A 25,639-nucleotide genomic window follows, 5' to 3' on the forward strand; every position below is an offset into this window, starting at 1 on the left:
CCAAAGTACGGCGGTTGAACCACACTTTCTGCCCGCTGAATGCGGGCAGAAAATTCAACTACTAAGGAGACTATAGCAAGAAATTAGAAAGAGATAGCTAACTGTTGATCGCTTCCATGGCGGCCTTCCTGGCGCCAAAGACCTGACCACGACCATTCACTTTCAGGCCGAGATCATGGATGTGTCCATCCTTCAGACCATAAATCCAGCTGTGCACCGTCAACTCCTGACCCCGATCCCAGGCGGCCTTGACGATGGTGGTCTGGCAGACGTTGGCAGCTTGATCGATGACGTTGAGCTCACACAAGCGGTTGGCCCGCTCCTCTTCGCTCATCTCATCGAGAACCAGTTTATGATCCTCATAGGTATCGCGGACATGACGCAGCCAATTGCTGGCCAAGCCAAGATAATCCGCTTCCATCGACGCCTTAACGCCACTGCAGCCATAATGACCACAAACGATAATGTGCTTCACCTTCAGAACATCAATGGCAAATTCAATCACCGACAAGCAGTTCAAATCGCTGTGCACCACCACATTGGCAATGTTGCGGTGGACAAAAATCTCGCCCGGGGCCAGATCGATGATTTGATTCGCCGGCACCCGGCTGTCGGAGCAACCGATCCACAGGTACTCTGGATTCTGCTGCTGAGCCAGTTGGCTGAAAAACTCTGGGTTTTCTTCCTGAATCCGGTTCGCCCATTCGCGATTTCGCTGAAACAGATGTTCTAGGTTGGACATGAATCTTTCCTATTTTTCATAAATGCCGGCAAATTATACCGACAAAATAGCCTTCAAGTGGTCGAAACAGCAACCCTAATCATTCGCTTTTTTGGCACATTTCAAACGGTTAACTACCATTAAACCAACTTGTCTCACATTTACAGGCCACTTAGTGAGTCCAATTCAGTTCCGCCTTGCTCAACATTACGACATCGCCGCCATTCAAAGCGTGCGCCGCTCGGTATCGGAAAACCGCCTCAGTCATTCCGGCTCTGTCACCGACACCGAAGTACTCGGTTACCTCAGCCGCCGGGGGCGCGGCTGGGTCTGCACTCAGGAGCAGCGAGTGGTGGCCTTTGTGATCGCCAACGGCAGCGACGGCAGCATTTGGGCCCTGTTTGTACGACCGGAATTTGAGAGCCGGGGCATTGGCAAACAATTGCTGAATCGTGCCTGTCGTTGGTTGTTTGGCAACGGCGTCAAGGCGATACGCCTGTATACCGACGCCAACACCCGTGCCCATGGCTTCTACCAGCATCTGGGCTGGCAGGTCAGTCACCGCACCGCCAGCGGCGACGTCAGTCTGATCCTGAAACGCCGGAAAGTGCCGGTTCACTATGGCGCCAATCGTTCAATGTGCCACTGGTCATCGTCACGGCTGTAGAGAAACCGGTCGTGCAGACGGCGATCGCCCCCTTGCCAGAACTCCAGGCTGTCGGGACTGACCCGGTAGCCGCCCCAAAAGTCCGGTACCGGCACTTCCCCTTTGGAAAATTTTTGCTTTAACTCTAAAAACTTGGACTCCAGCACCTGGCGCGCCGAGATTCGGCTACTTTGCTGGGACACCCAGGCGCCTATCTGGCTGTCTTTGGGGCGAGTGACAAAATACTCCAGCACTTCGGTCTTGGAGAGTTTCTCGGCGCTGCCGGTAATGTGCACCTGGCGTTCAATCTCGTGCCAGGGCATCAACAGGCTGACTTTGGGGTTGCTGGCCATGTGCTTGGCCTTACGGCTGCCAAGGTTGGTGAAAAACACCAAGCCATTGCGATCAAACCGTTTCAGTAACACGATGCGCTGATAGGGCTGGCCGTCACTGTCCACCGTCGCCAGGCTCATGGCGGTGGGGTCGGTCAAGCCAGACTCGGCGGCTTGTTGCATCCAACGTTCAAACAGCACCAGAGGATCCCCGGGCAGATCTTTGCGTCGCAAACCGCCCTTAAGGTATTCCCGACGTACATCACTTAAATCAGCCACAATTCCCTTTCCTTGATATCTACAATTCACTCTCAGGCGACCGGCGCCAATCTGTCGTACAGTGTACCGGCTCCCCCGTCGTTGTTTAAGCGCCGCTTTGGCGGCTGCGCTGAATTCGGTATTGCTCCGGGGTGGTGCCGGACAAGCGACTGAACATGGTAATGAATGCCGACGGACTGCTGTAACCCAGCTCCAGCGCCACCTGGTTGACCCTCATGCCGGAACGCAACATCCCCAGAGACGCCAGGAAACGGCGCCGCTGGCGCCAGTCAGAAAAGCTCATCCCCAGTTTGCGCTGAAAATGACGGTTTAAGGTCCGCTCAGTCGAGTACACCTGCGAGGCCCATTGGCTCAGGGTACGTTTATCCGCCGGGTCCAGCTGCAGTGTGGTCAAAATGGGCTTGATCAGTGGATCCTCACTCAGCGGCAGATAGGCCACCATGGGTTCGGCCTGGGCCAACTGATCCACCATCACCTGAGCCAGGCGCCGATCCGCCTCGGTGTTGGCGTACTCCTGCTGGCGATCGGCAAAATCCTCGATAATGGCCCAGAACACGCTGCTGAGACGAATCATGCAGGCCTCCTTCGGCAATTGCGCCGATAATTCCGGACACAGGTACAGGGCTCGGTAGCTTACCCGCTGGCGGCTGTAACTGGTGTGTTCCACCAGCGGCGGAATCCAGATGGCGTACTGAGGCGGCGACAGAAATGGCCGACCATCGACGCTGATCTCCATCACCCCGGCCACCACCACATTGAGCTGGCCCCAGGCGTGGCTGTGTGGCAGAAACGTGGTGTTGGCAGAAATGTCTTCCTGATGCAGATAGATATCACTGGTGGTTGCTTCGAAAGGCAGTGGATAGCGCTCCAGGAGTGATACCCCATTCGCCGGTTCCATGTAATTTGACCCGAATCTCAGAAAACTGTCCTGACAGCATAACATCATGTCCGATAATCGTTATATGGTTTTTTGGAGACAGGGTAGAATGCCGGCATTATTCGTTCGAGATCTGTTGTGGAGTCGTTGCCTGTGAGCAAATCCGCGTATCTGTTTCCCCTGGTCGCCGTGGTGGCGTGGGCGGGAAACGGCATCGTCAGCAAGATGTCTGTGGGACTGATCGATCCCGCTGCCATCGCCTTTTATCGCTGGATGATTGCCGCCAGTATTTTGCTGCCTTTTGTACTGCCCACTCTGTGGCGACAGCGAAAGCTGGTGCAAAAACACCTGTTTAAACTCAGTATCCTTGGTGGACTGGGTATGGTTGCACTGCAAACCCTGACCTACGTGGCGGCGCAAACCACCTCTGCCACCCACATCGCCTTGATTGGCTCTGTGGTGCCGATGATGGCGATGTTGTGGAGCATTGTCGTGCTGCGCGAACAACCCACCCAGGGAATGGTGGCCGGATCCCTGCTGTCCTTTTTGGGATTGTCTTACCTGATCACCGAAGGGCATCCCCTGTCGCTGTTTCAACATCAATTGAACCAGGGCGACCTGTTGCTGCTGCTCGGCGCCACCTGTTACGGCCTCTATGGGGTACTGATTAAACGCTGGCAACTGCCGTTTTCCACCTGGCCGTCGCTGTTTTTGCAGATGGCCATGGGCGCCATCTGGCTGCTGCCGGTGTTCCTGACTCAGGCGGACAGCACGGTTAGCGCACAGGCGCTGCCGCTGGTGTTGTTTGCGGCCATCGTCGCCTCATTGCTGGCCACCTTTGCCTGGCTGAAAGGGCTGGAACATCTGGGACCAAACAAAGCCACCAGCTTTATGAACCTCAACCCGGTCATCGGCACCCTGCTGGCAGTGGGGCTGCTGGGAGAAACCCTGTCATTGCATCACTATCTGGGTGGCAGTTTGACCCTGATTGGGGTGTTGATGGCCCAGCGGCTCAAAACCCCGCTGCGACTGCGCCGCAAACGCGCACCGGCGGCCTAATCCTTAAATTGGACTCAATAAAAAAGCCAGCCCGAAGCGGCTGGCTTTTTCCATGCTGGTCGCCGAACTACAGCTTCACACCCAACTGCAGCATGGCGCCACGCTCGTCGTCGTCACCAAACTGGCCGGCCAGATCCAGGCTGATGGTATCCCAGGGCGAGATCCCCAGCCCCACAGTCAGCAGATCGCCGTAGTTACTGGACAAATCGGTCTGATAACCGGCCCGCAGTTGCAGGTGGGAGAAATCCACCTCCATACCAGCCCGGGCGTACTGACGGGCCAGCAGCAGTTGCGGGGCATCGCCTTTCACCACAAAGGACTCATCCTCGATCAGATCCAACTCCATGGTGCCGGTGAACATGCCCTGACTCCAAGCCACCGCCCCAACGACGGTCGGATCCAGTGAAATCTTGTCTCCATCGATGTTCTTGATCGATTGCTTGATCAGATTCCGGGCCACCAGGGCAAAGCTCCAGTTGCCATAAGGCTTGTAGATCCCCAGATCCATATTGAACGCGCCTTTGTCGTTCATGTACTGATCATCGAAGTAGTCGTCGTTATCGTAGTTGTTGATGTTCGCGGTATAGAGATAGCTGTCGAAACGCTGGTACTTGGCACTGAGGCCAAAGGCGATATCGCCGACCCGAGGCAGGTTGGCCTGGTGGGCAAACGACAGGGCCAACTCACTGACTGCCACCGCATGGGCGATGCCCTCAGATTTGAGGTTATCCGGATCAAACACCCCGGTGGTGAGCGCGTCGTTGACCAACTGACCATCGGCAGCGTCGTAGTTAAAATCGCCGTTGGCCACCACATAGCCACCGATGGTTACGCCAAACCCCAGCGACTTACTGGGCACGAATACGCCGAAGTCCAGATTGGCCTCCCCAACCAGGGTGGTGTCGTCCAGCGCCTGCAACTCCTTGATCAGAGCATCCGCATCCGCCTGAGTCGGTGGGTTGGCCGGATCCATCGCTTCAATCTTGGCTTCGAACGCATCGATGGCGTCCTGGGTGGCATCCACCTGATCGAGTGCGTCTTCATACTCTTTAGCCAGCGCCCCAACGCCCAGCCTCAGATAGACATCATCGCTGTCTTTAAACTTGGTCAATAGCGCCGGGTTCAGCGGCGCCCGGGTGAAGTCACCACTGGCGATGCCGGTGTTGGCGGCGCCGCCGCTCTTCGCATCCATACCCACAACAGCCACGGCGGGCGCGGCAACGGCGGCCAGCGCCAGACTCAATACGGACAGTTTCATCATCTCATCCTAATTTTATAATAATGGTGTTAATGCAATTGCACGCAGGCAATCCACGGTCGGCTCGGTTGCCCGTCTGCAATGCAGCCGGCACGCCCAAGCCCAAATCATCGGTCCCCTACTGTGTCGATAAGGCGACCCGATGCTCTCCCCAATAAAGGCTCAACATGTCGTTGGCCTCATATTTGTTAAGACGCTGAAACAAAAACACCCCGCCGAAGCGGGGTGTGTTACATCAGCGTGACGCTAGATTACCAAATCTTTACGCGCTTCTCAGCAGGCAAATACATGGCATCGCCCTGCTTGACGTCGAAGCTGCTGTAGAACTCGGTCATGTTGGACAGAGGACCATTGGCTCGGAACTGAGACGGGGAATGCGGATCGGTCGCAACCCGGTTGCGCAATGCCTGCTCCTTGTATTTACCACGCCAGATCTGACCCCAGCCGATAAAGAAGCGCTGGTCGCCAGTCAGATCATCGATGATCGGGGCCGGCTTGCCTTCCAGAGACATCTTGTAGGCTTTGTAGGCGATGGTGGCGCCGGACAAGTCGCCGATGTTCTCACCCAGGGTCAGCTTGCCGTTCACGTGCAGGTCGTCGAACACCTGATAGCCGTCGTACTGAGCCACCAGGGCACTGCCGCGTTTCTGGAATGCCTTCAGATCCGATTCGGTCCACCAGTTTTTCAGGTTGCCGTCTTTGTCGTAACGCGCACCCTGATCGTCAAAACCGTGGCCCATTTCGTGGCCGATAACCGCTCCAATACCACCGTAGTTGACGGCATCGTCGGCGTTCATGTTAAAGAATGGCGGTTGCAGAATGGCCGCGGGGAACACGATCTCATTCATTACCGGGCTGTAGTAGGCATTGACGGTTTGTGGGGTCATGTGCCACTCGTAGCGACGAATTGGCCCGCCCAGCTTCTCCAGATCCTTGTTGTGAGCCAGGGTGGCAGAGCGCATCACGTTACCCACCAGATCGTCCGAGTCGATGCTCAGGGCCGAGTAATCTTCCCACTGGTCCGGGTAACCGATTTTCGGGGTAAAGGCTGCCAGTTTCTCTTTGGCCTTAACCTTGGTTTCCGGGCTCATCCACTCCAGCTGATCGATGCTGACCGCATAAGCTTTGCGCAGGTTTTCAACCAACTCCTTCATGCGAGCCTTGGCTTCGGCCGGGAAATGCTTGTCGACATACACTTTGCCAACCACTTCACCCAGGTTGTCACTCACCAGGGCAACACCACGCTTCCAGCGCTCTTTCTGCTGTTCCTGGCCGTTCAGTTTACGGGCGAAGAACTCAAAGTTTTCGGTGTCAAACTCCTGGGACAACATGCCAGAGTAGGCAGTGAGCAGATTCCAGGTCAGGTAGGTTTTCCAATCCGCGACCGAAGTCTCGGCCACCACCTTGTCCAGCGCTTCGATGTAGCTTGGCTGGTTGATGATGATGTCAGACTGGCTGTCGCCGCCGATGGTTTTCAGGTAGACCGCCCAATCGATGTGGCTGGCCAACTTGGACAACTCTGCGGTCTGGTACTTGTTGTAGCGTTTTTCACTGTCGCGGCTTTCAACCCGGGTCCAGTGGCCCTTAGCCAGTTTGGTCTCGATGGCCATCACGGTCTTGGCAGACTCGGCCGGGTTGGCGACGCCAGCCATGGTGAACATCTTCTCCATGTGCGCCAGGAAACCCTCGCGCAACTTCACGAAGCGGGCTTCGTCGTTGAAGTAGTAGTCGCGATCCGGCAGGCTCAGACCCGCTTGCCAGATGTGAGTGGCATAACGCTCAGAATCTTTGGCGTCCACATTGATGTAGAACGCCAGCGGTGTGCCGGCTCCGATGGTCTGGCTGTGGGCAAAGTAGGCCACAACCCCAGCTTTGCTGTCGATGGCGGCGATGTTGGCCAGTTCCGGTTTCAACGGGGTCAGGCCCAGTTCATTGACCTTGTCGGTATCCATAAAGGAACGATACAGATCACCTACTTTTTGCTCATCGCTGCCCGCCTTCAGGTTCGACTTGGCAGCCAGGTCTTCGATGATCACCTTAACGTCATCGCGAGCTTTTTCACGCAGATCGTAGAAAGCACCGGAGCTGGTGCGATCGGCAGGGATCTCGCTGGTCTTCAGCCAGGTGCCGTTGACGTAGGAATAGAAGTCGTCTTGCGGACGCACACTGGTATCAAAGTTGGCGAACTCGATACCGGAACTCAATTGCTGCTGCACTGCTTCGGCCACGGCGGTGGGTTGTGACGGTTCATTTTGTGCACAGCCGGTCAGTACCAAAGCTGAGGCGCACAAGCCACCAATAAATAAGCGTTTCATCAGCATATCCTTATGAATTGTTGTAGCTAATTAGTTTTAAACAGTCAGATACTAGCGGCAGGACAGCAACAGGTCAAAACCGACTTTGTTACAACTCTATTCCAAAGGAGTGACAATAACGCCCCGAAGGCGGGGCGTAAAAGGGTTATTCAGGATCAATGAGTTGCATCAAGCTGATAGCCAAAAGGGTCATCCACAGAGTGCGATGGGGTGGTAAACCAACGAGGACCGGACGCAGTCATGTAAAAGTGGTCCTCAAGACGGACGCCAAACTCCCCCGGGAGAACCAGCATCGGCTCATTGCTGAACACCATGCCCGGGGCCAGTGGCGTCCGATCGCCCTTAACCAGATAGGGCCATTCATGGATGTCCAAACCACAGCCATGGCCGGTGCGATGTGGCAGCCCGGGTACCTGGTAGTCAGGACCGAGTCCATGGGCTTGCAACACCTCGCGGGCAGCGGCATCGGCGGCCTCACAGGGCTGTCCCAGTTGCGCGGCCGCAAAGGCAGCCGCCTGGGCGTCTTTCTCCACCTGCCACATCTGCCGCTGGCGCTCGCTGGGCTCACCAAAGCAATAGGTTCGGGTAATGTCGGAGTTGTAACCATGAAGCAGACAACCGGTGTCGATCAACACCCAGTCATTGCGCTTCAATCGCTGCGGCTCTTTAACGCCATGTGGGAAACTGGTCGCCAGCCCAAATAGCACGATGCAAAACGACGAGCCCCCCGGCGCCCCAACCCGTTTGTGAGCCTCATGAATGAAGGTGGTCACTTCGGTGGTGGTGATGCCTTCCCGCAAGATGCGGGCGGCGGATTTCTGTACCTCTAGAGTCATGGTTTTGGCGGTCTGCATCAGGGCGAGCTCCGCCTCGCTCTTAATCATTCGGCACCGGGCACTGATGCAACTGCCATTAACCCACTCAATCTGAGGGCAAGCCCGGCGCAAACCATCAAACAGGAAAAAAGCGGCCGATTCATCCATCGCCAACTTGCCGGTTTCGATGCCCCGCTCTGCCAATAACGCCGCCACCCGTTCGGCAGGGTTTTCATGTTCATGCCAGCCATGAAACGGGGCTTCAATCTGCATGAAATCTCTCAAAGAGTCCCGTTCAAACTGGGGCGCGATGTACAACAACTCGCCGCTGTCCAGCAACAGCGCGCCGACCATTCGTTCGCTCGCAGACCACTTGAGGCCGGTAAAATAGTACAGGTTGGTACCCGCATTGAGATAGATGCCTCGCAGGCCCTGGCGCTGCATCAAGGTCACCGCCCGCTGCATTCGAAATTTGAACTCGCCATTACTGATAGAAGGCGCCTTGTCGCTGAGATTCGACAGTCGCGCCCACTCCTGCTCTGCCGTAGAGCCTCCCACACCCACTGTCATCGTTACCCCTAACAAAAATAGAATATTGTATGCAAATTTTGACAATCCAACAGCGGAAATGCAAGCGCCTTTATTGATCGACTCAAGGCCACAACTGACTCAGCTATCGACAGAAAAGTTTCATTGAAACCGTCACTTAAATGGTAAGAGCCTTAGATTCCTGCCGAAATAATCGACACTCAAACCAACAAACGAGTGATTGCGATCACAATTTAATGATAATGAGAATTGATCTCATTATCATTTGATCGCACTATGCCGCCACCTTTTCGACGGCAACGTAAACTCATCATGAACTGGTTTCCCCTCTGCCTTAGCCTCGCCCTGGTCAGCAGTGACACTGTGGCCAATCAAGACACTGATTTCAATTGGCTAAGAGACGACAGCCGCAGCTCGGCTCAAGTACTGGACTACCTGAAACAACACAACAGCCGCAGTGATGCTTATTTTTCAGAGCACCATGCCCTCACCGGCGCACTGCTGCAGCAATGGTCCGACACTGCCGCAACCAAAGCCTCGAAACCCTGGGTAATCCGTGGTGAGTTTGAGTACGGCGTGGTGGTGGTCGATGGCCAGCGCACCCTGATCGAGCGACACCGCAATGGCGGTGAACAACGGTCACTGCTGAATCTGGACCAACGGGACGACGCCCTCGACTATTACCAACTTGGCGCCTGGAGCCTGTCCCCCGACGGCCAGTCGCTGGCATTGGCCGAAGACATCAGTGGCAGCGGCGAATACCGGGTCAGCGTCCTCTCCTTGGCCACTGGCCAGGAGTCCCAGCTGCCAGAACGATGGGAAAGCTATCTGCAATGGTCCGGGGACTCCAAGGCGCTGTACCTGATTGGCCAGGAAACCCACACCCTGCGTCCCGACGGCCTGTACCGGCTGGCACTATCAAGCCCACAGCCAAAACGGTTGTGGCATGAAACCGATTCAGGCTGGCTGATGTCGATGTACCGCAGTGCCAATCCGAACTATGTCGTCATTCAGAGCAACAGCGAATTGGCCACCGAACAACGACTGCTCAATCTCAAAGATGGCACCCTGAGCCCGGCCTTGTTGCCGCGCCAACAGGGTATTGACTACTACGCCGATGTGGCCGGAGACGCTCTCTACCTTAACAGCAATCATCAAGGCGAGTTCGCTCTGTACCAGGCGCCACTGACTCAGCCGGAAAAGTTGTCATTGCTGTACCGGCCGCAGAAAGGCCAACAGTTGGACAACTATTACCTGTTTAAGGCGGCCACCGTAGCCGTGACAAAACTCGGTCCCAAGCGCTGGCTGCAGATTCTGAGTCCCGATGGCACACTGGTGAAGTCGATGGCCATTGGCGAAGCCAATGGCGTGGCCTGGGTCAGTCGCAACGGTGATTACGCCAGCAACCGTTTGCGCATCCGCTCGATGTCGATGATTACGCCACCAAAATGGCGCGAGCTGAATCTCACCGACCTGTCCTGGCAGACCTTGTCCCAGGATCACTATCCACACTTCAATGCCGACCTGTACCACAGCGAGCAGATACAGGTCGACTCCGGCCATGTGAAAGTCACCGTCACCCTGGCGTACCGCAAAGACGCCATGACGGCTACTTCACCTGTCATTCTGTACGGCTACGGCGCCTACGGCGTCACCATGCGCCCCTATTTCATGCCACAGATCATCAGCCTGCTGGATCGGGGCGCCATCTACGCGGTGGCCCACGTTCGCGGCGGTGGCTATCTGGGCGAGCCCTGGCATCAGGATGGGATTGGCGCCAACAAACAGCATGCCATCTCCGATTATCTTGCCAGTGCCAAAGCCCTGAGGCATTTCAACGGTGGCGACCACCCCATCGGCGCCATTGGTGGCAGCGCTGGCGGTACCTTGGTAGCCGCAGCACTGAATCAGGATGTCAATCTGTTCGATGCCGTGGTGCTGCAGGTGCCCTTTGTCGATGTCCTCGCCAGCATGAGTGATTCGAGCCTGCCGCTGTCATCGCAACAGCACCAGGAGTGGGGCAATCCCGCCGTGCCCGAGCAACTCGAGTTCATAAAAGCCTACGACCCCATCAGCAACCTGAGGCCACTGCCCTACCCGCCCATGCTGGTGCGGGTCGGCCTCAATGATCGCCGTGTTCCCTATTGGGAAGGCGCCAAATACCTCAGCCGCCTCGAAGCCATCAGTACCGGCCAAGGCCCCTACCTGCTGAGTACCGATTTCGCCGGCGGTCACAGCAGTGACCATCGCAACGCCTCGGAGCAGCAAGCCCGTGAGTACGCCTTTTTGCTGATGGCCACTCAATCCAATAAGCGGAGCAGTCAATGAAACTTTCCCCCTTGAGCCTGGCGCTGATGAGCGCCATGGCCACCACCGCCGCCTGCGGTGAAGAAGCCGCCACCGAGTTCAACGAAGTGGTGGTCACCGCCAATAAAGTCTCGCAGTCACTCTCCAAGACCGCCGGCTCAGTTGCCGTGATCGATGCCGACACCATTGAACGAGAAGGGGCAACCGAGCTGTATGACGTTCTAAACCGGGAACCTGGCGTTGCCGTAACCGGTGGCGCCGGCCGCCCACAAAACATCGTCATTCGAGGCATGACCGGCAACCGCATTGCCGTGGTCAAGGACGGCATTCGAGTGACCGACGGCTACGGCGCCAACGATCTGAACAACAACGTTGGCCGCAACAGCTTTGACCTGAGCGAAGTAAAACAGATTGAGGTGGTCAAAGGCGCCAGCTCATCGGTATTTGGATCCGGCGCCATCGGCGGCGTGGTCATGGTTACCACCAAAACCGCGGAAGACTACCTGAAAGATAAGGATCTCTACATCGGCGCCGACGCCACCTATACCGGCATCAGCGATAAGGCCCGTGGCACCGCTACCCTCGCCACCCGGTTTGGTAATACCGACAGCCTGCTGCGCGCCGCCTACTGGAATGGCTCGGAGTCCAACAACCATGACAGCAGCAACTACAACCGCGACATCGACGGCTACAGCGGCGCCTTTACCCTGTCCCACTACTGGAGCGACGATCTGCTGCTGCGCGCCAAGGCCAGCTACTACCGGGAGCAGATGACCCGCAATGAGGGCACCGCATTGATGCAGCTCGATGGAGGTTGGCATGCCGAAACATTTTGGGAACAGACATTAAGCGATTCGCTCGAAGCCTATGTGGGACTCGAGCACGATCGCGTCGACGGTTTCTATGACAGCCTGGAGAGCAAACTCTATTGGCGCGACAGCCAGAACGATGCCGATAAAAACGTGCTGATGTACCAACACCGTAACGACATCACCGTAAAACGGCGGCAAATAGAAACCCGAAAGTTCAACGACCAGCTCACCGGCCTGTCGGCCAACTTGCTTAAGCAGGTCTCTTGGCTGGGCTACGACCATCAGATGGCCTATGGTGTGCTGGCCGAATCTACCGAACATCAGCGCCCCATTCACAAAACCATCATCGACTGGAACGGCGTTCAGCCAACGGAGTACGTGCCGTTCGTACCGGCAAAGTCCAACACCCTGGGCGTGTACTGGCGCGACGTAATCACCAAAGGTGGGTGGACCCTGACCCCGGGGCTGAGGTTCGACCTGCATCAACTCAAACCTGACGGTCAAAACAGCATCGGCGGCGTTACTGTTGACGACAACACCAGCCAGGAGCTGTCGCCAAGCCTGTCTCTGGCCTACCAGTGGAACCCTTCGTGGAACCTGTACGCCAGCTACAACCACGGCTATCGGGCCCCGAGCTACGACAAAGTTTTTGGGTACAACAATCATGATTTTGTGCCCATAACTCCCTTCATTCTTATTCCAAACCTGGACCTGAAAGCGGAGACCAGCGACAACCTGGAGATCGGCAGCAAATTCGATGACGGCCGTTGGCTGGTCTACGTGGCCGCCTTCTACTCAACCTTTGATGACTTTATTGATGTTCAAGATATTGGTCGAGACCCAGAACATCAGGAACTGACTCTCAGACAATACGAAAATCTTAACGGCGTTAAAACCTATGGCGCCGAGCTGACGCTGGGCTATCGCTTCACTGACCACTGGCAACTGAACAGTAAGGCCGGCGTGGTCTGGGGCAAGGACGACCAGGACAACTACATCCGCACCATGACCCCCATTGAAGGTTCACTAACACTGGACTACGCCGATGACACCCTATCGGGTTTTGCCCGAATCAACTGGGCCGCCGCCATGGACAAAACCCCCAGCTGCAGCAGCGATATCGGCATTGAAGTGGCCTGTGCGTCTACCTCCGGCTGGGCCAGCGTGGACATGGGCGTCAGCTATCAACTGCTGGACTCACTGGATCTCAGCCTCACCCTGTTCAACCTGTTCGACCGCAAATACACCCGTTATCAGGATGTGGCCGGCACAGCGGCGGACCAAAGCTGGTATTCCACCCAGCCCGGTCGTTACTTCACCCTCAACGCGCGCTACGCTTTTTAAGGAGCTGACATGACTTATCGTTTTTCTCTGCTGTCTCTGGCACTGTGCAGCTCCATGGCCACTGCCGGTCAGTGGGACCATTTCGCGCAGCCACAAGTGCTCAGCAGCGCCGATAGCATCGAGGCCTTCCTCGAGCAACGTTACCCACAAGCTGGCGACCTGAAACTCAGGTACCAATCGCAAAGCCCGCTAGGCCGTCACTACCATTTCGATGTCTGGAAACAGGGTCAATACCAGCAGCAGCGGACCTTGGTGGCCACGACCAACAACGGCCATGAACTGGTTAAAGTTTTCGTCAGCTTAGAAGACACCATCCTTCGCGACGGCAAACCCACCACCGCCGCAGAGCTGGAGCACCCCAGAACCCTGGTGGCTACCGAAATTCCCGGTCCTCTGGTCGCCGTTGATGCCACCCTTCAGGTGTTCGATCCCGATTTGCGCACCATGAACCGTTCCGAGGCGCCGGAAAGCCCTTATAAGCAGCTCAGCGACTACCCGTTTGCTGCACAATACCAGCAGGTTGCTGCCGTCGTTCATTCCGCTGAAGACGGCTTCTATCTGGCCAACGACCGGGTTCGGGAGGTGGATATTCAACACCTTCTGACTCCGGCTGTGGGCGAGGCTGACGCCGACATCGACAGCGACTATTTGCCTCAAGAGGGGCTGAGTCGATTCGATAGCTTGGCGCAACTGGCCGCCGTCGACATGAACAACGACCGCTTTGCCCACACCATGGCCTTCCACCACCTGGACAGTGCCCTGCAACGATTGACCTCACTGGGGTTTTCGGTATTCAGTGAGCCTCTCAAATTCGATGGCCGTGGCATCAACAAAGACAACTCCACCTACCTCATCGATGTGGATACCCTGGTGTTTGGCATCGGCGGCTCTCCCGATGCCTTCGATGCCGACATCGTGTTGCATGAACTTGGCCATGCCATCAACTACCACATCGTTGCGGACTGGGCCTATGGCCATTCCGAGGCTCTGGGAGAAGGGTTCGGTGATTACTGGGCCGGGGCGCACAGCTATCGCCAGCAACACAGTCAGGATACCGCTTTTGAACTGGACACCGTGTTCAACTGGGATGGCTGGTTCGGGTTTAAACAGCACACCCGCAGCCTCAACAATACTCGCGCCAGGTACATCCCCACCGCCGAATACCGAGCCCACGAAAGTGTCGCTGGCGAGTTGGGAGACGAACTGTGGTCGACACCGCTGTTTCAAACATTGAAGGCCGCGGTTGCCGCCGAAGGCTCCGATGCCTTCGATGACATCGACAGCATCATCCTGCAAGCCTTCTATGGCGTCGGTCGCGGCGTAAAGATGGCGGATATGGCCGCCAACATCGTGACCCTGGCGGGAGAGATGTTTCCGACCAAGAACTATCAGAGCCTGTTCCAGCACCACTTCAGCCAACACGGCCTGATGTCCGCGCCCTTTATCCTGACCAGTGATGCCCCCTTTGTTGAACCGGGTCAACCTGCCAAGGTCTCCCTGCTGGCCACCCATCGTCAAGGACAGGTTATTGGCACACTGTCCAACTCTGCCGGCGGCAGCCAGGATCTGGATGAACAGGACTTTGAACGCCTGGATCTCACTCTGCCTCTGCCCAATGACCTGGCCTGCGGCGCCCCCTTCACCCTAACCGCGGAAATGAACGTTCAATACGGCGACGATCTCAAACCGGAGCAGCACGGCGCCAGCCAGTGGATGATCAACGGCCTGCCGCAACTGGATCAGGCTCCCCAAACCGGCAACCTGATCCTGCCCGACGCCGTTGTCGGCAGTGATGGCCGTCAGAACGCCGGATTCAAATCGCTGAATTTCATCATCAATGATACTGAGGCGGTCGTGGATGACGAGTTTGCCGTTCAGCTGAGCCTGCAGCATGACAACATGGAAGACCTGACCATTAACCTGGTGTCCCCCTCCGGCACTCGCGTGACACTGCGCTCGGCCTCCTCCAGCCTGGACAGCACCTTAACCACCACCCTGTTACTCAAGCACCATCAAGGACTGGCAAGGCTCAAAGGCGAGCCCCTTCAGGGCGCCTGGCGTTTCGAGTTTAACGATTATCAACCCGGGGATGCCGGCACCCTGACCCGCTGGGGCGTGGGTCGCATCAGCGATTATGACTGCGGCACTCCCCCAACCCCGACTCCATCCGGATCGTCCGGTGGCGGCGCTCTGTGGCTGGCACTGCTGGCACTGCTGCCCCTGGCCTTCCGTCGTTTTTCACATCAATAAACAAGAAGAGAACCCCATGAAACAGACTCTACTTTGCATGGCCATTAGCGTCGCCCTGGTCGGCTGCGGCGGATCCGGTGGCTCCGGCGGCTCTGACAATCAGGCGCCCACCTACAGCGTGAGCGGTGAGGTCACCAGTAACAACGTGGCTCAGCAAGCCCAGGTGTGCGCCGATTTGAACCAGAACTTCCGTTGCGACAGCGGCGAACCGGCCAGCACTGCCAGCAGTGGCAGCTTTACCCTCACCAGCACCGACAAGAACATTTTGACCTCACCACTGGTGGCCGCATTTGACAACGACGTAGCCGGGGCCGCCGCCAAAGCCAGTTTGGTGGCGCCGGCCCGTAAGCTGGAAACCGGCAACGACATCAACGCCATCACCACGGTAATCGCTGGCCTGATCAGCACCGGCGTTACTCTGGAGCAAGCCACCGAACTGGTGGTCAATGAGATACAGCGCCTCGGCGTTCCCGTCCCGGCGGCTTTGCTGGACAACAGCGATGACGCCGGTCTGGCGACTGTGGACGCCAATCTGGTTGGCCTGCTGAAGCAACTGAATGACAACAATCGGGAGACGGTGCTGGCCTCACTGGGCCTGACATTGGCCGTTGCTCCCAGCCTGGCGCAAGCCAGCAGTGATAACGGCGAGATCACCGCGTTGATCGCTCAACTTGAGCAGCTTGAAACTGAAACGGTGGCACTGAATGACACCGGGGTCTATCGGTACTTCAGCGACAGTTCCGCCAGCGAAGATGTCATCGAACCTCAGCCTGACTACCCAGGCCAGGATGCCGAACACGGCCTGGATGCCAGCGATCCTCAGGGACAGAGTAAAGCCGGTTTTAAGCTGGTCAAACTGGATAAAGACGGCAATGAACTGGCCGCCGACGCCTCGGAATGGCGCTGCGTGCTGGATAAACGCAGTGGCCTGATGTGGGAAGTAAAATCCGACGTCTCCAGTGACCTTCAGTACAAAGACCGGCTGTTTGCACTGCAGATCGACGGCCACTTCAGCCCCTACGCCGACGACCTGGCCAAAGCCGGTTGCCAGCAGGCTGGCGATAGCATCTGCACCACCGCTGACTATGCCAAGCAACTCAGTACTGACCAACTCTGTGGCAGCGACCGCTGGCGTCTGCCCACAGGCAACGAGTTCTACAACTTGCTCAACCTCGGGGTAACAGAAACCAATAGCAACGACGATGTCATGGCTCTGCCCACGGCCCTGTTCCCCCACCAGAGTCTGGGCAGCCCGGACGTCGAACAAGGCAGCGTCTGGACCAACAGCCTGTCCTACAACGCCTACTCCGCTTATCAGACAGACGGCAGCGTGCAATACAACCTCGTCAGTTCGATGGGAAGCTATCGCGGATACATTGAAACCATCGAACTCTACACTTCAGATTCCGCAGCAGATCAGGGCTACTCCTACCTGTTCCCAACTCGTCTGGTCGCCACCAAGGATTAAATCATGAAACGCATTATTATCACCTCCATTCTCGCCCTGTTGAGCAGCGCCGCCATGGCACAGAACTGCCAATCGGATATGGACATGACCGCGCCCAATGCTCGGTTCGCAAAATACGACTCCGGCATCGTCAAAGACCTGAAAACCGGCCTCACCTGGATGCGTTGCCCCATTGGCAAAACCTGGGATAAAGCCAGCGGTCGCTGCCAGGGCAGCAGCAGCGGCATGCTGTGGCCATCGGCGCTCAATGAAGTGCAGGCCATCAACAGCAGCAGCGGCCACGCCCTGCACCAGTTTGCCGGCATCCAATCCTGGCGCCTGCCCAACATCAAAGAGCTGGTGTCGCTGAAAGAGGCCGCCTGCCATTACCCGGCCATCAACGATCAGGCCTTTGCCGGTGCGTTTGACAGCTACCTAGGCAATGTTCAGGCCAGCTTCTGGAGCAGCACCCCGGCCGGCACCGGCAGTGACGTGTTTGTGTTTGATGCCGCCGATGGCCTAGTGATAAACCAGGGGCCGACATTCAGTCAGGGTCAATACGCCGTGCTGCTGGTCGCCGATCAATAAGCCTCTGCTCCCCCCGACAGTTATCCTGTCGGGGGGATGCTGGCTCTCTGTCCATCCTGGTGCTTTTCTCCCGCCACCATTTGCTGTATAACCCTCTGCCTCAGGTTTCAGCACTAGGTTTCCCATGTCCAAATTCTTCTACAAAGGCCGCATCGAGAAAAAGCCCAAGCACGAAAGCTACGGCTACAACACCAACCGCACTGCCATCCTCGGCACCAAAGAGCACCCTCTGACACTGAGTGTTCAGACTCAGGCGCGCCAGGAAGAGGTTCAGGCACAGATTGAACAGCACCAACTGGTTGCCACCATTACGGTCAACCCTGATGAAAATGAGAACTTGCTGGAATTAGAAAGCTGGCTCAACAAGCCTACCACCACCACGTTCGAGAAGACGCCGGGCCGCAATGACCCCTGCTCCTGCGGCAGTGGCAAGAAGTACAAAAAGTGCTGCGGCTAACGGCATTCCCCCAAAGGACTTAAGCGGCCCTTTGGGGTCTCAGCCCTAAGGCTCAGGACCCGACCTGTGTCTGCTGCTGTCGAACCTGATAAGCGGCGCTGTAGACAAAGGTTCGTACCTCGTTGACAAAGTCATCCACCGCGCCTTGAATCTGCTCAAACTTAAGCGTGGAATGATCATTTTCCAGCACGCCTGCGGCGGACATTACCGCAATGCGTTCGGCCAGAGGCGCCTTGGTCACGCTGTCCACCAACTGAGCTTCGATGACAATCCGAACCGACTCGTCCCGGGTGCCCGCCGCCATCTTCAGCGCACCGATCACGGCGCCGACAGGGATCACTTCGGTCAATCTCATGTCTTCGGGCACCGCTGAGGCACGACTGACTCTCAGATTCAGTTGTACTGTATGCTCGCCTGGGCTTGTCTCCAGGGTAACTGGCGCCTTAACCGACGCCTGCAGCCGCTGTGTCAGTACCTGCCCCAGCTTAGTCAGTACCGCCACCGGAATTTGTTTCTCTCGCTTTGCGTCCGCAGCCAACTGCACCGGCGCAATCAGCAGCGCGGTATAATACTCCGGGTCAATGTCGGCAGCGATCCACTGCACGCCCCGTTCATCCTGACTGTAATCCACTTCCTTCAGTGCCGCCTTTGACGGCACATTGGCGAGGGCCAACTCCTCTTCGGTCGGCGCCTTGCTGGAACAGGCTGTCAATACCAAAGCACCGACAATGGGAAGTAACCAACTTAAATTTCTATACATCTGGAACGCTCATTCATTAAAAGTTAAGGAAAACACAATGCGTAAATAAAACATCACGACGATTAAATAAAATAGAAAACAACTACAGGCCTGCAGCGGAATACTCAACCACGTAAGCCACACTCTCTTTCACATAAGCCGTTTCAGAGTAACCTTTGTATAGGACTATCGAAAAATAATCCGGCCGGTCCCTTTCCAGTTGGGTAATAATGCTTTTGGTCAACATTACGGTACCCACTCCACTGTAAACATAAAAAGACCGTTCTATGGTCAAATTCATTTGCCTAGCCTTGGTGACTGTCACTCTGGGCACCTCAGTAAACTGCGACAGATAATTCGTTGAGTCTGAGACTCTTTTATACCCGGAAGAGTTGCTCGAGATTATGATGTCTGTGCAATTATCAGGCACCTCTACCTGCTGTATTTGTTTATTAAATATTGGAAGTTCATCTTCACTAATCAGTCTCGCCGAAGCGCTACCGGATACAACAAAGAGAATCGAGACCAATATGGATTTCATTTTCACCATACCTTGCCTCCTCATTCAGACATTGTGTCTGCATCATTCTGCTACTGACTACAGTTGATGCTGGCCTGCCATTACCAACGGCAACACAAACCATCATCGCTAAGACAACCTTACCTCTACATTAATTCAGGTCAGAATAAATAACCTCATGAGTATCTAAAGTTTAATAAAATTTCACTTTATAATTTTTATATTGGCCATAAGGCCTTAAAATACAAACACTTGAGTGAAGATTGCAGTTTTGAGCGAAAAATACACCATGCATTAAAGTTGAAATATAACATCACTGATTATGAAAGCATTACCCTTAGATGATACATTTTATAATCAAGGCGAATACCATTCTTTTATTCCATTTAAAGGGGAGTGACGCACCGAGCGCCACTCCCCCAATCATTTGAGACAGAGAGTCGGTAATGTCAAAGAGATTCACCATCAGCATTGTGCTGGCGATACTGCTTATTCTGGTAGCCGTATTTGGCTTCTATTTTCTAAAGCAATATAAGATTCAACAAAAGGTCAAGGCGTTTACACCTCCTGCCGTGCCCGTTACCACCCTAGAGGCACAGTCAGAACAATGGACATCGACGCTGACTTCAGTAGGCCATATTACTTCGGACAAGAGTGTCAGCATTACTCCACAACTGGCGGGACAGATTCTTTCTATCAATGTGGAATCCGGCAGCGAGGTACAAAAAGGCGATGTTTTGGTTCAATTGGACGATCGTCTGCTACAAGCGAACCTGGCAACCAGCAAGGCCAATTTGTCTCTGGCACAGTTAGAGTATGACCGGCAAAAGCGGCTATTAAAAACTCATAGTGTTTCACAAGACGCCGTGGATTCCGCATTGGCTAAATTGCAAACCAGTCAAGCCGATGTCCAGTATATCCTGACGCAAATTGATTTTATGAAAATTAAAGCGCCGTTTCACGGTACCGTCGGTTTACGCCACATCAATATTGGCGATTTTATTCAGCCAGGGGAAAGCCTGATTGAACTGCAAAACCGCGATAAACAGTACATCGATTTCTCACTGCCAGAGCGCTACATTCCACAAATTCAGGTGGGTCAGACGGTGTCTTTCAACACCGACGCCTATGGCAGCAATCGCTACAACGCTACCGTCAGTGCCATCGGCTCCTCCGTCGACGATGTCTCCCGTAACATTGATGTTCGCGCCACCATTAACGACAGCACCGCTCAATTTGTCGCCGGCATGTACATCGAGGCCGAAGTGGTCACCCACAACAGCCAGACGGTGATTCCTGTACCTGTGGTCGCGGTCAGCTACTCCCTCTATGGCGACACCGTGTTTGTTGTCAGCCACCCAGACGCGACAAACTCACGGCCTTCAAGCAGCTCATCCGCTGATGCCGCAGCACAGGAAACTGTGGTAGAGGCACGAACCGTCACCGTCGGCAGTCGCCGCAACGGCTGGGTCGGCATTCTTGAGGGGCTGCAGCCCGGCGACCAGGTGATCACCTCCAATCAGCAGCAGCTGAAGAAAGGCACCGTCGTTGTGGTCAATAACAGCCGCCCCTTCCCTGCTCAGGCAGGCAGCAAGACTTCCGGACAATAGGATCGTAAACAATGCATTTCACCGATGTTTTTATTAAGCGCCCGGTGCTGTCTGTGGTGCTCAGCCTGGCCTTGCTGGTCTTGGGCTTAAAGGCGTTCGATATGTTGCAGGTGCGCCAATACCCCAAACTGGAAACCGGCGTTATTACCATCAGCACCAACTACCCAGGCGCCAGTGCGTCCAGCGTTCAAGGTTACGTCACTCAACCTCTGCAGGCCCAGGTCGCTCAAACCGAGGGCATTGACTACATGACCTCTGAAAGCAGCCTGGGTAAGTCGCTGATCACCGTGTACCTGAAGCTGGATTATCCGTCAGACAAAGCGCTGACGGAGATTCTGTCCCTGGTGCAACAGGTCAAATATCGCCTGCCCGCCGGTGTACAGGATTCCAGTATTCTTAAGTCCACCTCTGAATCCCCGATTTTGTACCTCTCTTTTGCCAGCGACACCCTGGCAACCGAGCAGATCTCTGATTATGTTAGCCGGGTGGTGAAGCCTACCTTCTCCACCGTCAATGGCGTCTCAAAAGTTGATCTGCTGGGACAACGGGACTTTGCCATGCGCATCTGGTTGAACCCGGCCAAGATGGCCGCTTACGGCATCACCGCTGCCGACGTGCAATCGGCCATCGCTTCCAGCAATACCGTCAGTTCGGCCGGTAAGGTCAAAAACGACTTCATCGAGATCGACATCAATGCGCACACCGATGCCAGTTCCGTCGAGCAGTTTAAGCGCATCAGCCTGCACGCAGCCGACGGCCGCCTGGTGCATATGGACGATATCGCCAGCATAGAGCTGGGTGCCAACAGCTACGACGCCATCGTTAAGTTCGACGGTAAGCAGAGCATCATGGTTGCCATTAGCAACACCTCCAGCTCCAACCCGCTGACGGTCGTAAAAGAGGCGTACACATTGCTTCCCGAAGTGATGAGCAGCTTACCATCAGGCATCGAATCCCAAGTGGTGTACGATTCCACTCAGTTCATTCAGACCTCCATCGACGAGGTGGTCAAGACTCTGACCGAAGCGGCCATTATCGTCATTCTGGTGATCTTTGCATTTCTCGGTTCTCTGCGCGCCATGCTGATCCCTCTGGTCACCATTCCACTGTCACTGGTGGGGGTCCTGTTTTTTATGATGATGCTGGGTTTTAGCATCAACCTGCTGACGCTGCTGGCCATGGTATTGGCCATCTCGCTGGTGGTGGATGACGCCATTGTGGTGGTGGAAAACACCTTCCGTCACCTTGAGGAAGGCGTGGCGCCGCTGCAGGCGGCGCTCATCAGCGCCAAAGAGATCGCCGGGCCGGTGATCGCCATGACCATCACCCTGGCCGCCGTGTATGCGCCCATCGGCTTCATGGGCGGATTGACCGGCAAGCTGTTTACCGAATTTGCCTTCACTCTGGCAGGTTCGGTGATCATCTCCGGATTCATCGCCCTGACCCTGACGCCAATGATGTGTTCAAAGATCCTGTCCAAAGCCACGCTGGACGCCCCACTGGTGAAGAAGATTGATGCCGTGGTCGCCTCGGTCACTCATCAATATCAGCGGGCCTTGAGCCTGGTGCTCGACAACCGAATCCTGGTGTGGCCACTGGCCGGTGCCCTGCTGGTGTCACTGGTATTCATGTTCACTCATACCGCCTCGGAGCTGGCGCCTCAGGAAGATCAGGGCGTGATGATCATGATGGGCAAAGGGCCGGCGTACGCCAATACCCACTACCTGGATCAATTCACCCGCCCATTAACGGACATCGTGTCGCACTACCCGGAAACCGAGATGAACATGATGGTCAACGGCTATCAGAACAACGCCACCTTCTTCGGCCTGGCGGTGCTGTCTCCCTGGGCCGAACGGGACCGGGATGCCAAGCAGGTCATGGGGCAATTTCAACAAGACAGCCGCACCCTGCCCGGCGTACAGATCTATACCTTCTCGCCGCCGGACCTGCCGGGTACGCCCCAGGGGCTGCCGTTTCAGATGCTGATCAAGACCGCCACCGGCAGTTATCAGGATCTGTACCAGTACGCCGAAAAGATGAAAAGCTATGCCATTAACAGCGGCAAATTCGTCTACGTGCAAAATGACTTGAGTTACAACAAACCCCAGTTGGAGATCGAGATTGATCGGGACAAAGCGGCCTTGATGAACGTCGATGCGGCTGACATCGGTGTGGTGTTACAGCGTTTTCTCAGCGAGGGGTTCATTAACTACTTCGCCATCAATGAGCGCAGTTATCAGGTCATCACCCAGGTCGCGCAAGATGATCGCAATACCCGCGACGCCATCAACCACTATTACGTCAAATCCGGTAACGGTCAGATGGTGCCACTGGCGTCATTGGTTACCATCAGCCAGAGCGTACAACCGTCGGCGGTGGATCAATTCCAGCAACTGAACAGCGCCATGCTGGAAGCGAAGATGATGCCTGGCGTCAGCATCGGTGAAGCCTACGAGGTGATGCAACAGGCCGCCAAAGAGATTCTGCCACCGTCTTACGGCCTGGATGCCTCCGGCCAGTTACGACAATTCCTGCAAGAGGGAGCGTCGCTGGTGGCCACCTTCTTCCTGGCGCTGGTCATCATCTATCTGGTTCTAGCCGCTCAATTCGAGAGCTTTCGCGACCCATTGATTGTACTGACCAGTGTGCCATTGTCGATTTTCGGTGCCATGCTGCCGCTGTATTTCGGCGTGGATACCCTGAACATCTACACCGAGGTCGGCTTGGTGACTCTGATTGGGCTGATCAGCAAACACGGTATTCTGATTGTGGAGTTTGCCAACCAATTGCAGCAGGAACAGGGGTTATCCAGGCACGCTGCCGCCTTGAAATCCGCGTCCGTGCGTCTGCGACCGGTGTTGATGACCACCGCCGCGATGGTCATTGGCGTAGTGCCGCTGTTGCTGGCATCCGGTGCCGGTGCGGAAAGCCGCTTCTCCATCGGCCTGGTGATCACCGTTGGCATGTCCATCGGCACCCTGTTTACCCTGTTTGTAGTGCCGACGGTCTATACCTTCCTGGCTCAGGATCACCATACTGTGGCCGACCCCGCTCACGCCACCAGCGCCTGATTTCACTCACTGTTGCCCGCCGCAGCCGCGGCGGGCTCTGTTCTGTTCGCGCCTGCCACCGCAGCTGAAAGCCGACAAAAAGGATTGTAATACCACAGGAAAACTCTAGTCTTTTAAGGAGTAATCACAGAGGGCGACAATCAGAATGCAAAAGCAGCTCTACCAAATCGATAACTGGCTGTTTATACCGCACGAAAATGCCTGCGTACTGGACGGAGAACGCATGGAGATCGACAACCGCCTGTCGAACCTGTTGCTGTTTCTGTGCCAGCACCCTCACACGGTATTCAGCCGGGATCAACTGATGGAGTCTGTCTGGCATGGTGCGGTGTTGACCGATCAGGTCATCACCCAATCGATCTTTGAGCTGAGAAAAATCCTCAAAACCAATCAAAGACACCCTCAGGGGTACATCATTACCGTGCCAAAACGCGGCTATAAGCTGGACGCAGATGTGACCCTGCACCCCAGCAGCGCAGAAAAGGGAGCCTCAGACTCTGGCTCGATACATTCACAGTCAACCTTGACCCCACAGGACGCCACCCCAAACGGGGATGGCCCCGGCTCGCCGATTCGGAACCCGCGCTCAATCGGCCTGGCGGCCGTCGCCATGGTGTTTGGCATGCTGATTATGATGGCGATCCATCAACTGGCTCCGCCCGCCAGCCCTGCGCCATCCACGGCGAGATTCAGCAAGCTGGAGCCCCGGGTGATCAGCATCTCTTACGTCGACAACGTTGCCAACTCCCCCATCGAAAATGGCATCGTCTTCAAGATTCTTGAATACCTGAAGTACAATGAAAACTTCAGTCTTGCCAGAAACGGAGACCCTCAGGGTATCGCTGGCAAACAGCTGTCCTTTATCATCAGCCAGCAGGACGGCGACGACTACATCAACATTGAGTACTTCAATAACGTCTCCGAATACTTGCACCTGGATCGAAAGTACCGCATCGATCCGGACAACCTGCTGCCGGTGATGAAACGGATGCTGACCGATCTGTTGCACGCCCTGCAGCTCGACATACCGGAACAACGGGTCGATGCCATCCTTCAAGAGTTGCCCGAAAATCCGCAGGCGCTGGCTCTGGCCATCAGTGCCATCGGCGTGACCTTTGATCGTAACGACAGCGATAAACTGGATGCGGTGGACTATAATCGCCGCGCCCTTGCACTGGAACCGAATAACCAGTTTCTCATCGCGACCAACTATCTGTTCTCGATGGCAACGCTCTATCTTGACCCTAAGAGCCGCGATATCGAAGCCATCGACACACTGAACCGCGAGTTTGAGCAGCGGATTCCGGCGCTATTACCTGAACCCAGTTCCTACAAAGCCTACGAAGCCCTGGCCCTCAATGCGCTGTATCACAATGATGAGCTTCAGGCACTGCAATACGCCGAGCGCATCCCCCATACCCACGACACCATTTTAGGGCTGCTGATTCAGGCCAAAATCGCCGAGACCTTTGGTAATACCGCCTCGGCCACCGAGTATTACTACCGGGCCATCCATGAATCCGGTACAGCCAAGGTGCTGCTGGTCGCCGAAAACCTGTTGTTCTACAGCGATCTCAGCCACATCAGGCAGAAGCTGGGCATAGATGGCGTTCACTGACCACCAGGACGGCCGCTCAATG

Annotated in this window: 18 protein-coding genes; 11 read left to right on the forward strand and 7 right to left on the reverse strand. The window is 55.7% G+C overall.

The window, feature by feature from the left end; translation table 11 throughout:
* Positions 1-97: 97 nt before the first annotated feature.
* A complete protein-coding gene (can, locus tag J8Z22_RS12540; protein WP_028111912.1) occupies positions 98-742 on the reverse strand; it encodes a carbonate dehydratase in 645 nt (214 codons plus the stop codon).
* Positions 743-896: 154 nt separating this feature from the next.
* Between can and J8Z22_RS12545 the strand changes: the two genes are divergently transcribed.
* Positions 897-1,388, forward strand: coding sequence for an N-acetyltransferase (locus tag J8Z22_RS12545; RefSeq protein ID WP_252006632.1), 492 nt, complete (start codon positions 897-899; stop codon positions 1,386-1,388).
* On the opposite strand, the gene pdxH is transcribed toward J8Z22_RS12545, so the two are convergent.
* Positions 1,340-1,978: a pyridoxamine 5'-phosphate oxidase gene (gene pdxH / locus J8Z22_RS12550; protein WP_252006633.1), complete on the reverse strand. Its 639-nt coding sequence runs from the start codon at positions 1,976-1,978 to the stop codon at positions 1,340-1,342. The genes J8Z22_RS12545 and pdxH overlap by 49 nt on opposite strands.
* Positions 1,979-2,063: 85 nt before the next feature.
* Entirely contained in the window at positions 2,064-2,876 is an 813-nt protein-coding gene (locus tag J8Z22_RS12555) for a helix-turn-helix domain-containing protein (RefSeq protein ID WP_084144318.1), read from the reverse strand.
* A 132-nt stretch (positions 2,877-3,008) separates the two neighbouring features.
* Between J8Z22_RS12555 and J8Z22_RS12560 the strand changes: the two genes are divergently transcribed.
* On the forward strand, positions 3,009-3,914 hold the full coding sequence (locus J8Z22_RS12560) for a DMT family transporter (protein WP_028111909.1): 906 nt from the start codon (positions 3,009-3,011) through the stop codon (positions 3,912-3,914).
* A gap of 67 nt (positions 3,915-3,981) precedes the next feature.
* Here the strand turns inward: J8Z22_RS12560 and traF are convergent, their stop codons facing one another.
* From traF to J8Z22_RS12575, 3 genes are all read right to left on the reverse strand, one after another.
* A complete protein-coding gene (gene traF, locus J8Z22_RS12565) occupies positions 3,982-5,175 on the reverse strand; it encodes a conjugal transfer protein TraF (RefSeq protein WP_084144317.1) in 1,194 nt (397 codons plus the stop codon).
* Between the two features lie 248 nt (positions 5,176-5,423).
* Positions 5,424-7,487, reverse strand: coding sequence for a M13 family metallopeptidase (locus J8Z22_RS12570; protein WP_252006634.1), 2,064 nt, complete (start codon positions 7,485-7,487; stop codon positions 5,424-5,426).
* 155 nt (positions 7,488-7,642) lie between these two features.
* A complete protein-coding gene (locus tag J8Z22_RS12575) occupies positions 7,643-8,872 on the reverse strand; it encodes a Xaa-Pro peptidase family protein (protein WP_252006635.1) in 1,230 nt (409 codons plus the stop codon).
* A gap of 291 nt (positions 8,873-9,163) precedes the next feature.
* Here J8Z22_RS12575 and J8Z22_RS12580 point away from each other — a divergent pair, with 291 nt between their 5' ends.
* The 6 genes from J8Z22_RS12580 to J8Z22_RS12605 all read left to right on the forward strand — a co-directional run bounded on the left by J8Z22_RS12580 (position 9,164) and on the right by J8Z22_RS12605 (position 18,056).
* On the forward strand, positions 9,164-11,179 hold the full coding sequence (locus J8Z22_RS12580) for a prolyl oligopeptidase family serine peptidase (RefSeq protein ID WP_252006636.1): 2,016 nt from the start codon (positions 9,164-9,166) through the stop codon (positions 11,177-11,179).
* On the forward strand, positions 11,176-13,314 hold the full coding sequence (locus J8Z22_RS12585) for a TonB-dependent hemoglobin/transferrin/lactoferrin family receptor (protein ID WP_252006637.1): 2,139 nt from the start codon (positions 11,176-11,178) through the stop codon (positions 13,312-13,314). Before J8Z22_RS12580 ends, J8Z22_RS12585 begins: the two co-directional genes overlap by 4 nt.
* A 9-nt stretch (positions 13,315-13,323) precedes the next feature.
* Complete coding sequence (locus tag J8Z22_RS12590; RefSeq protein WP_252006638.1) at positions 13,324-15,564, forward strand: proprotein convertase P-domain-containing protein; 2,241 nt, start codon at positions 13,324-13,326, stop codon at positions 15,562-15,564.
* 16 nt (positions 15,565-15,580) lie between these two features.
* Positions 15,581-17,032, forward strand: coding sequence for a DUF1566 domain-containing protein (locus J8Z22_RS12595; protein WP_252006639.1), 1,452 nt, complete (start codon positions 15,581-15,583; stop codon positions 17,030-17,032).
* A gap of 3 nt (positions 17,033-17,035) precedes the next feature.
* A complete protein-coding gene (locus tag J8Z22_RS12600; protein WP_028111901.1) occupies positions 17,036-17,599 on the forward strand; it encodes a DUF1566 domain-containing protein in 564 nt (187 codons plus the stop codon).
* 124 nt (positions 17,600-17,723) lie between these two features.
* Positions 17,724-18,056: a PBPRA1643 family SWIM/SEC-C metal-binding motif protein gene (locus J8Z22_RS12605; protein ID WP_028111900.1), complete on the forward strand. Its 333-nt coding sequence runs from the start codon at positions 17,724-17,726 to the stop codon at positions 18,054-18,056.
* 52 nt (positions 18,057-18,108) lie between these two features.
* Here the strand turns inward: J8Z22_RS12605 and J8Z22_RS12610 are convergent, their stop codons facing one another.
* Positions 18,109-18,816, reverse strand: a complete 708-nt coding sequence (locus J8Z22_RS12610; protein WP_252006640.1) for a DUF3313 family protein — start codon at positions 18,814-18,816, stop codon at positions 18,109-18,111.
* Between the two features lie 972 nt (positions 18,817-19,788).
* Between J8Z22_RS12610 and J8Z22_RS12615 the strand changes: the two genes are divergently transcribed.
* From J8Z22_RS12615 to J8Z22_RS12625, 3 genes are all read left to right on the forward strand, one after another.
* Complete coding sequence (locus J8Z22_RS12615) at positions 19,789-20,925, forward strand: efflux RND transporter periplasmic adaptor subunit (protein WP_169629210.1); 1,137 nt, start codon at positions 19,789-19,791, stop codon at positions 20,923-20,925.
* Between the two features lie 11 nt (positions 20,926-20,936).
* Entirely contained in the window at positions 20,937-23,999 is a 3,063-nt protein-coding gene (locus J8Z22_RS12620; protein WP_028111897.1) for an efflux RND transporter permease subunit, read from the forward strand.
* A gap of 145 nt (positions 24,000-24,144) precedes the next feature.
* Complete coding sequence (locus J8Z22_RS12625; RefSeq protein ID WP_252006641.1) at positions 24,145-25,617, forward strand: winged helix-turn-helix domain-containing protein; 1,473 nt, start codon at positions 24,145-24,147, stop codon at positions 25,615-25,617.
* The last annotated feature ends 22 nt before the right edge of the window (positions 25,618-25,639 follow it).

It is taken from the genome of Ferrimonas sp. SCSIO 43195, from assembly GCF_023716685.1.
Lineage (GTDB): Bacteria > Pseudomonadota > Gammaproteobacteria > Enterobacterales > Shewanellaceae > Ferrimonas > Ferrimonas kyonanensis.

Excerpts from the sequence above, each read along its gene's own strand:
- can (WP_028111912.1), bottom strand. The coding sequence starts at position 742 with ATGTCCAACCTAGAACATCTGTTTCAGCGAAATCGCGAATGGGCGAAC.
- J8Z22_RS12555 (WP_084144318.1), bottom strand. The coding sequence starts at position 2,876 with ATGGAACCGGCGAATGGGGTATCACTCCTGGAGCGCTATCCACTGCCT.
- traF (WP_084144317.1), bottom strand. The coding sequence starts at position 5,175 with ATGATGAAACTGTCCGTATTGAGTCTGGCGCTGGCCGCCGTTGCCGCG.
- J8Z22_RS12570 (WP_252006634.1), bottom strand. The coding sequence starts at position 7,487 with ATGAAACGCTTATTTATTGGTGGCTTGTGCGCCTCAGCTTTGGTACTG.
- J8Z22_RS12575 (WP_252006635.1), bottom strand. The coding sequence starts at position 8,872 with ATGACAGTGGGTGTGGGAGGCTCTACGGCAGAGCAGGAGTGGGCGCGA.
- J8Z22_RS12580 (WP_252006636.1), top strand. The coding sequence starts at position 9,164 with ATGAACTGGTTTCCCCTCTGCCTTAGCCTCGCCCTGGTCAGCAGTGAC.
- J8Z22_RS12585 (WP_252006637.1), top strand. The coding sequence starts at position 11,176 with ATGAAACTTTCCCCCTTGAGCCTGGCGCTGATGAGCGCCATGGCCACC.
- J8Z22_RS12590 (WP_252006638.1), top strand. The coding sequence starts at position 13,324 with ATGACTTATCGTTTTTCTCTGCTGTCTCTGGCACTGTGCAGCTCCATG.
- J8Z22_RS12595 (WP_252006639.1), top strand. The coding sequence starts at position 15,581 with ATGAAACAGACTCTACTTTGCATGGCCATTAGCGTCGCCCTGGTCGGC.
- J8Z22_RS12600 (WP_028111901.1), top strand. The coding sequence starts at position 17,036 with ATGAAACGCATTATTATCACCTCCATTCTCGCCCTGTTGAGCAGCGCC.
- J8Z22_RS12605 (WP_028111900.1), top strand. The coding sequence starts at position 17,724 with ATGTCCAAATTCTTCTACAAAGGCCGCATCGAGAAAAAGCCCAAGCAC.
- J8Z22_RS12610 (WP_252006640.1), bottom strand. The coding sequence starts at position 18,816 with ATGTATAGAAATTTAAGTTGGTTACTTCCCATTGTCGGTGCTTTGGTA.
- J8Z22_RS12620 (WP_028111897.1), top strand. The coding sequence starts at position 20,937 with ATGCATTTCACCGATGTTTTTATTAAGCGCCCGGTGCTGTCTGTGGTG.
- J8Z22_RS12625 (WP_252006641.1), top strand. The coding sequence starts at position 24,145 with ATGCAAAAGCAGCTCTACCAAATCGATAACTGGCTGTTTATACCGCAC.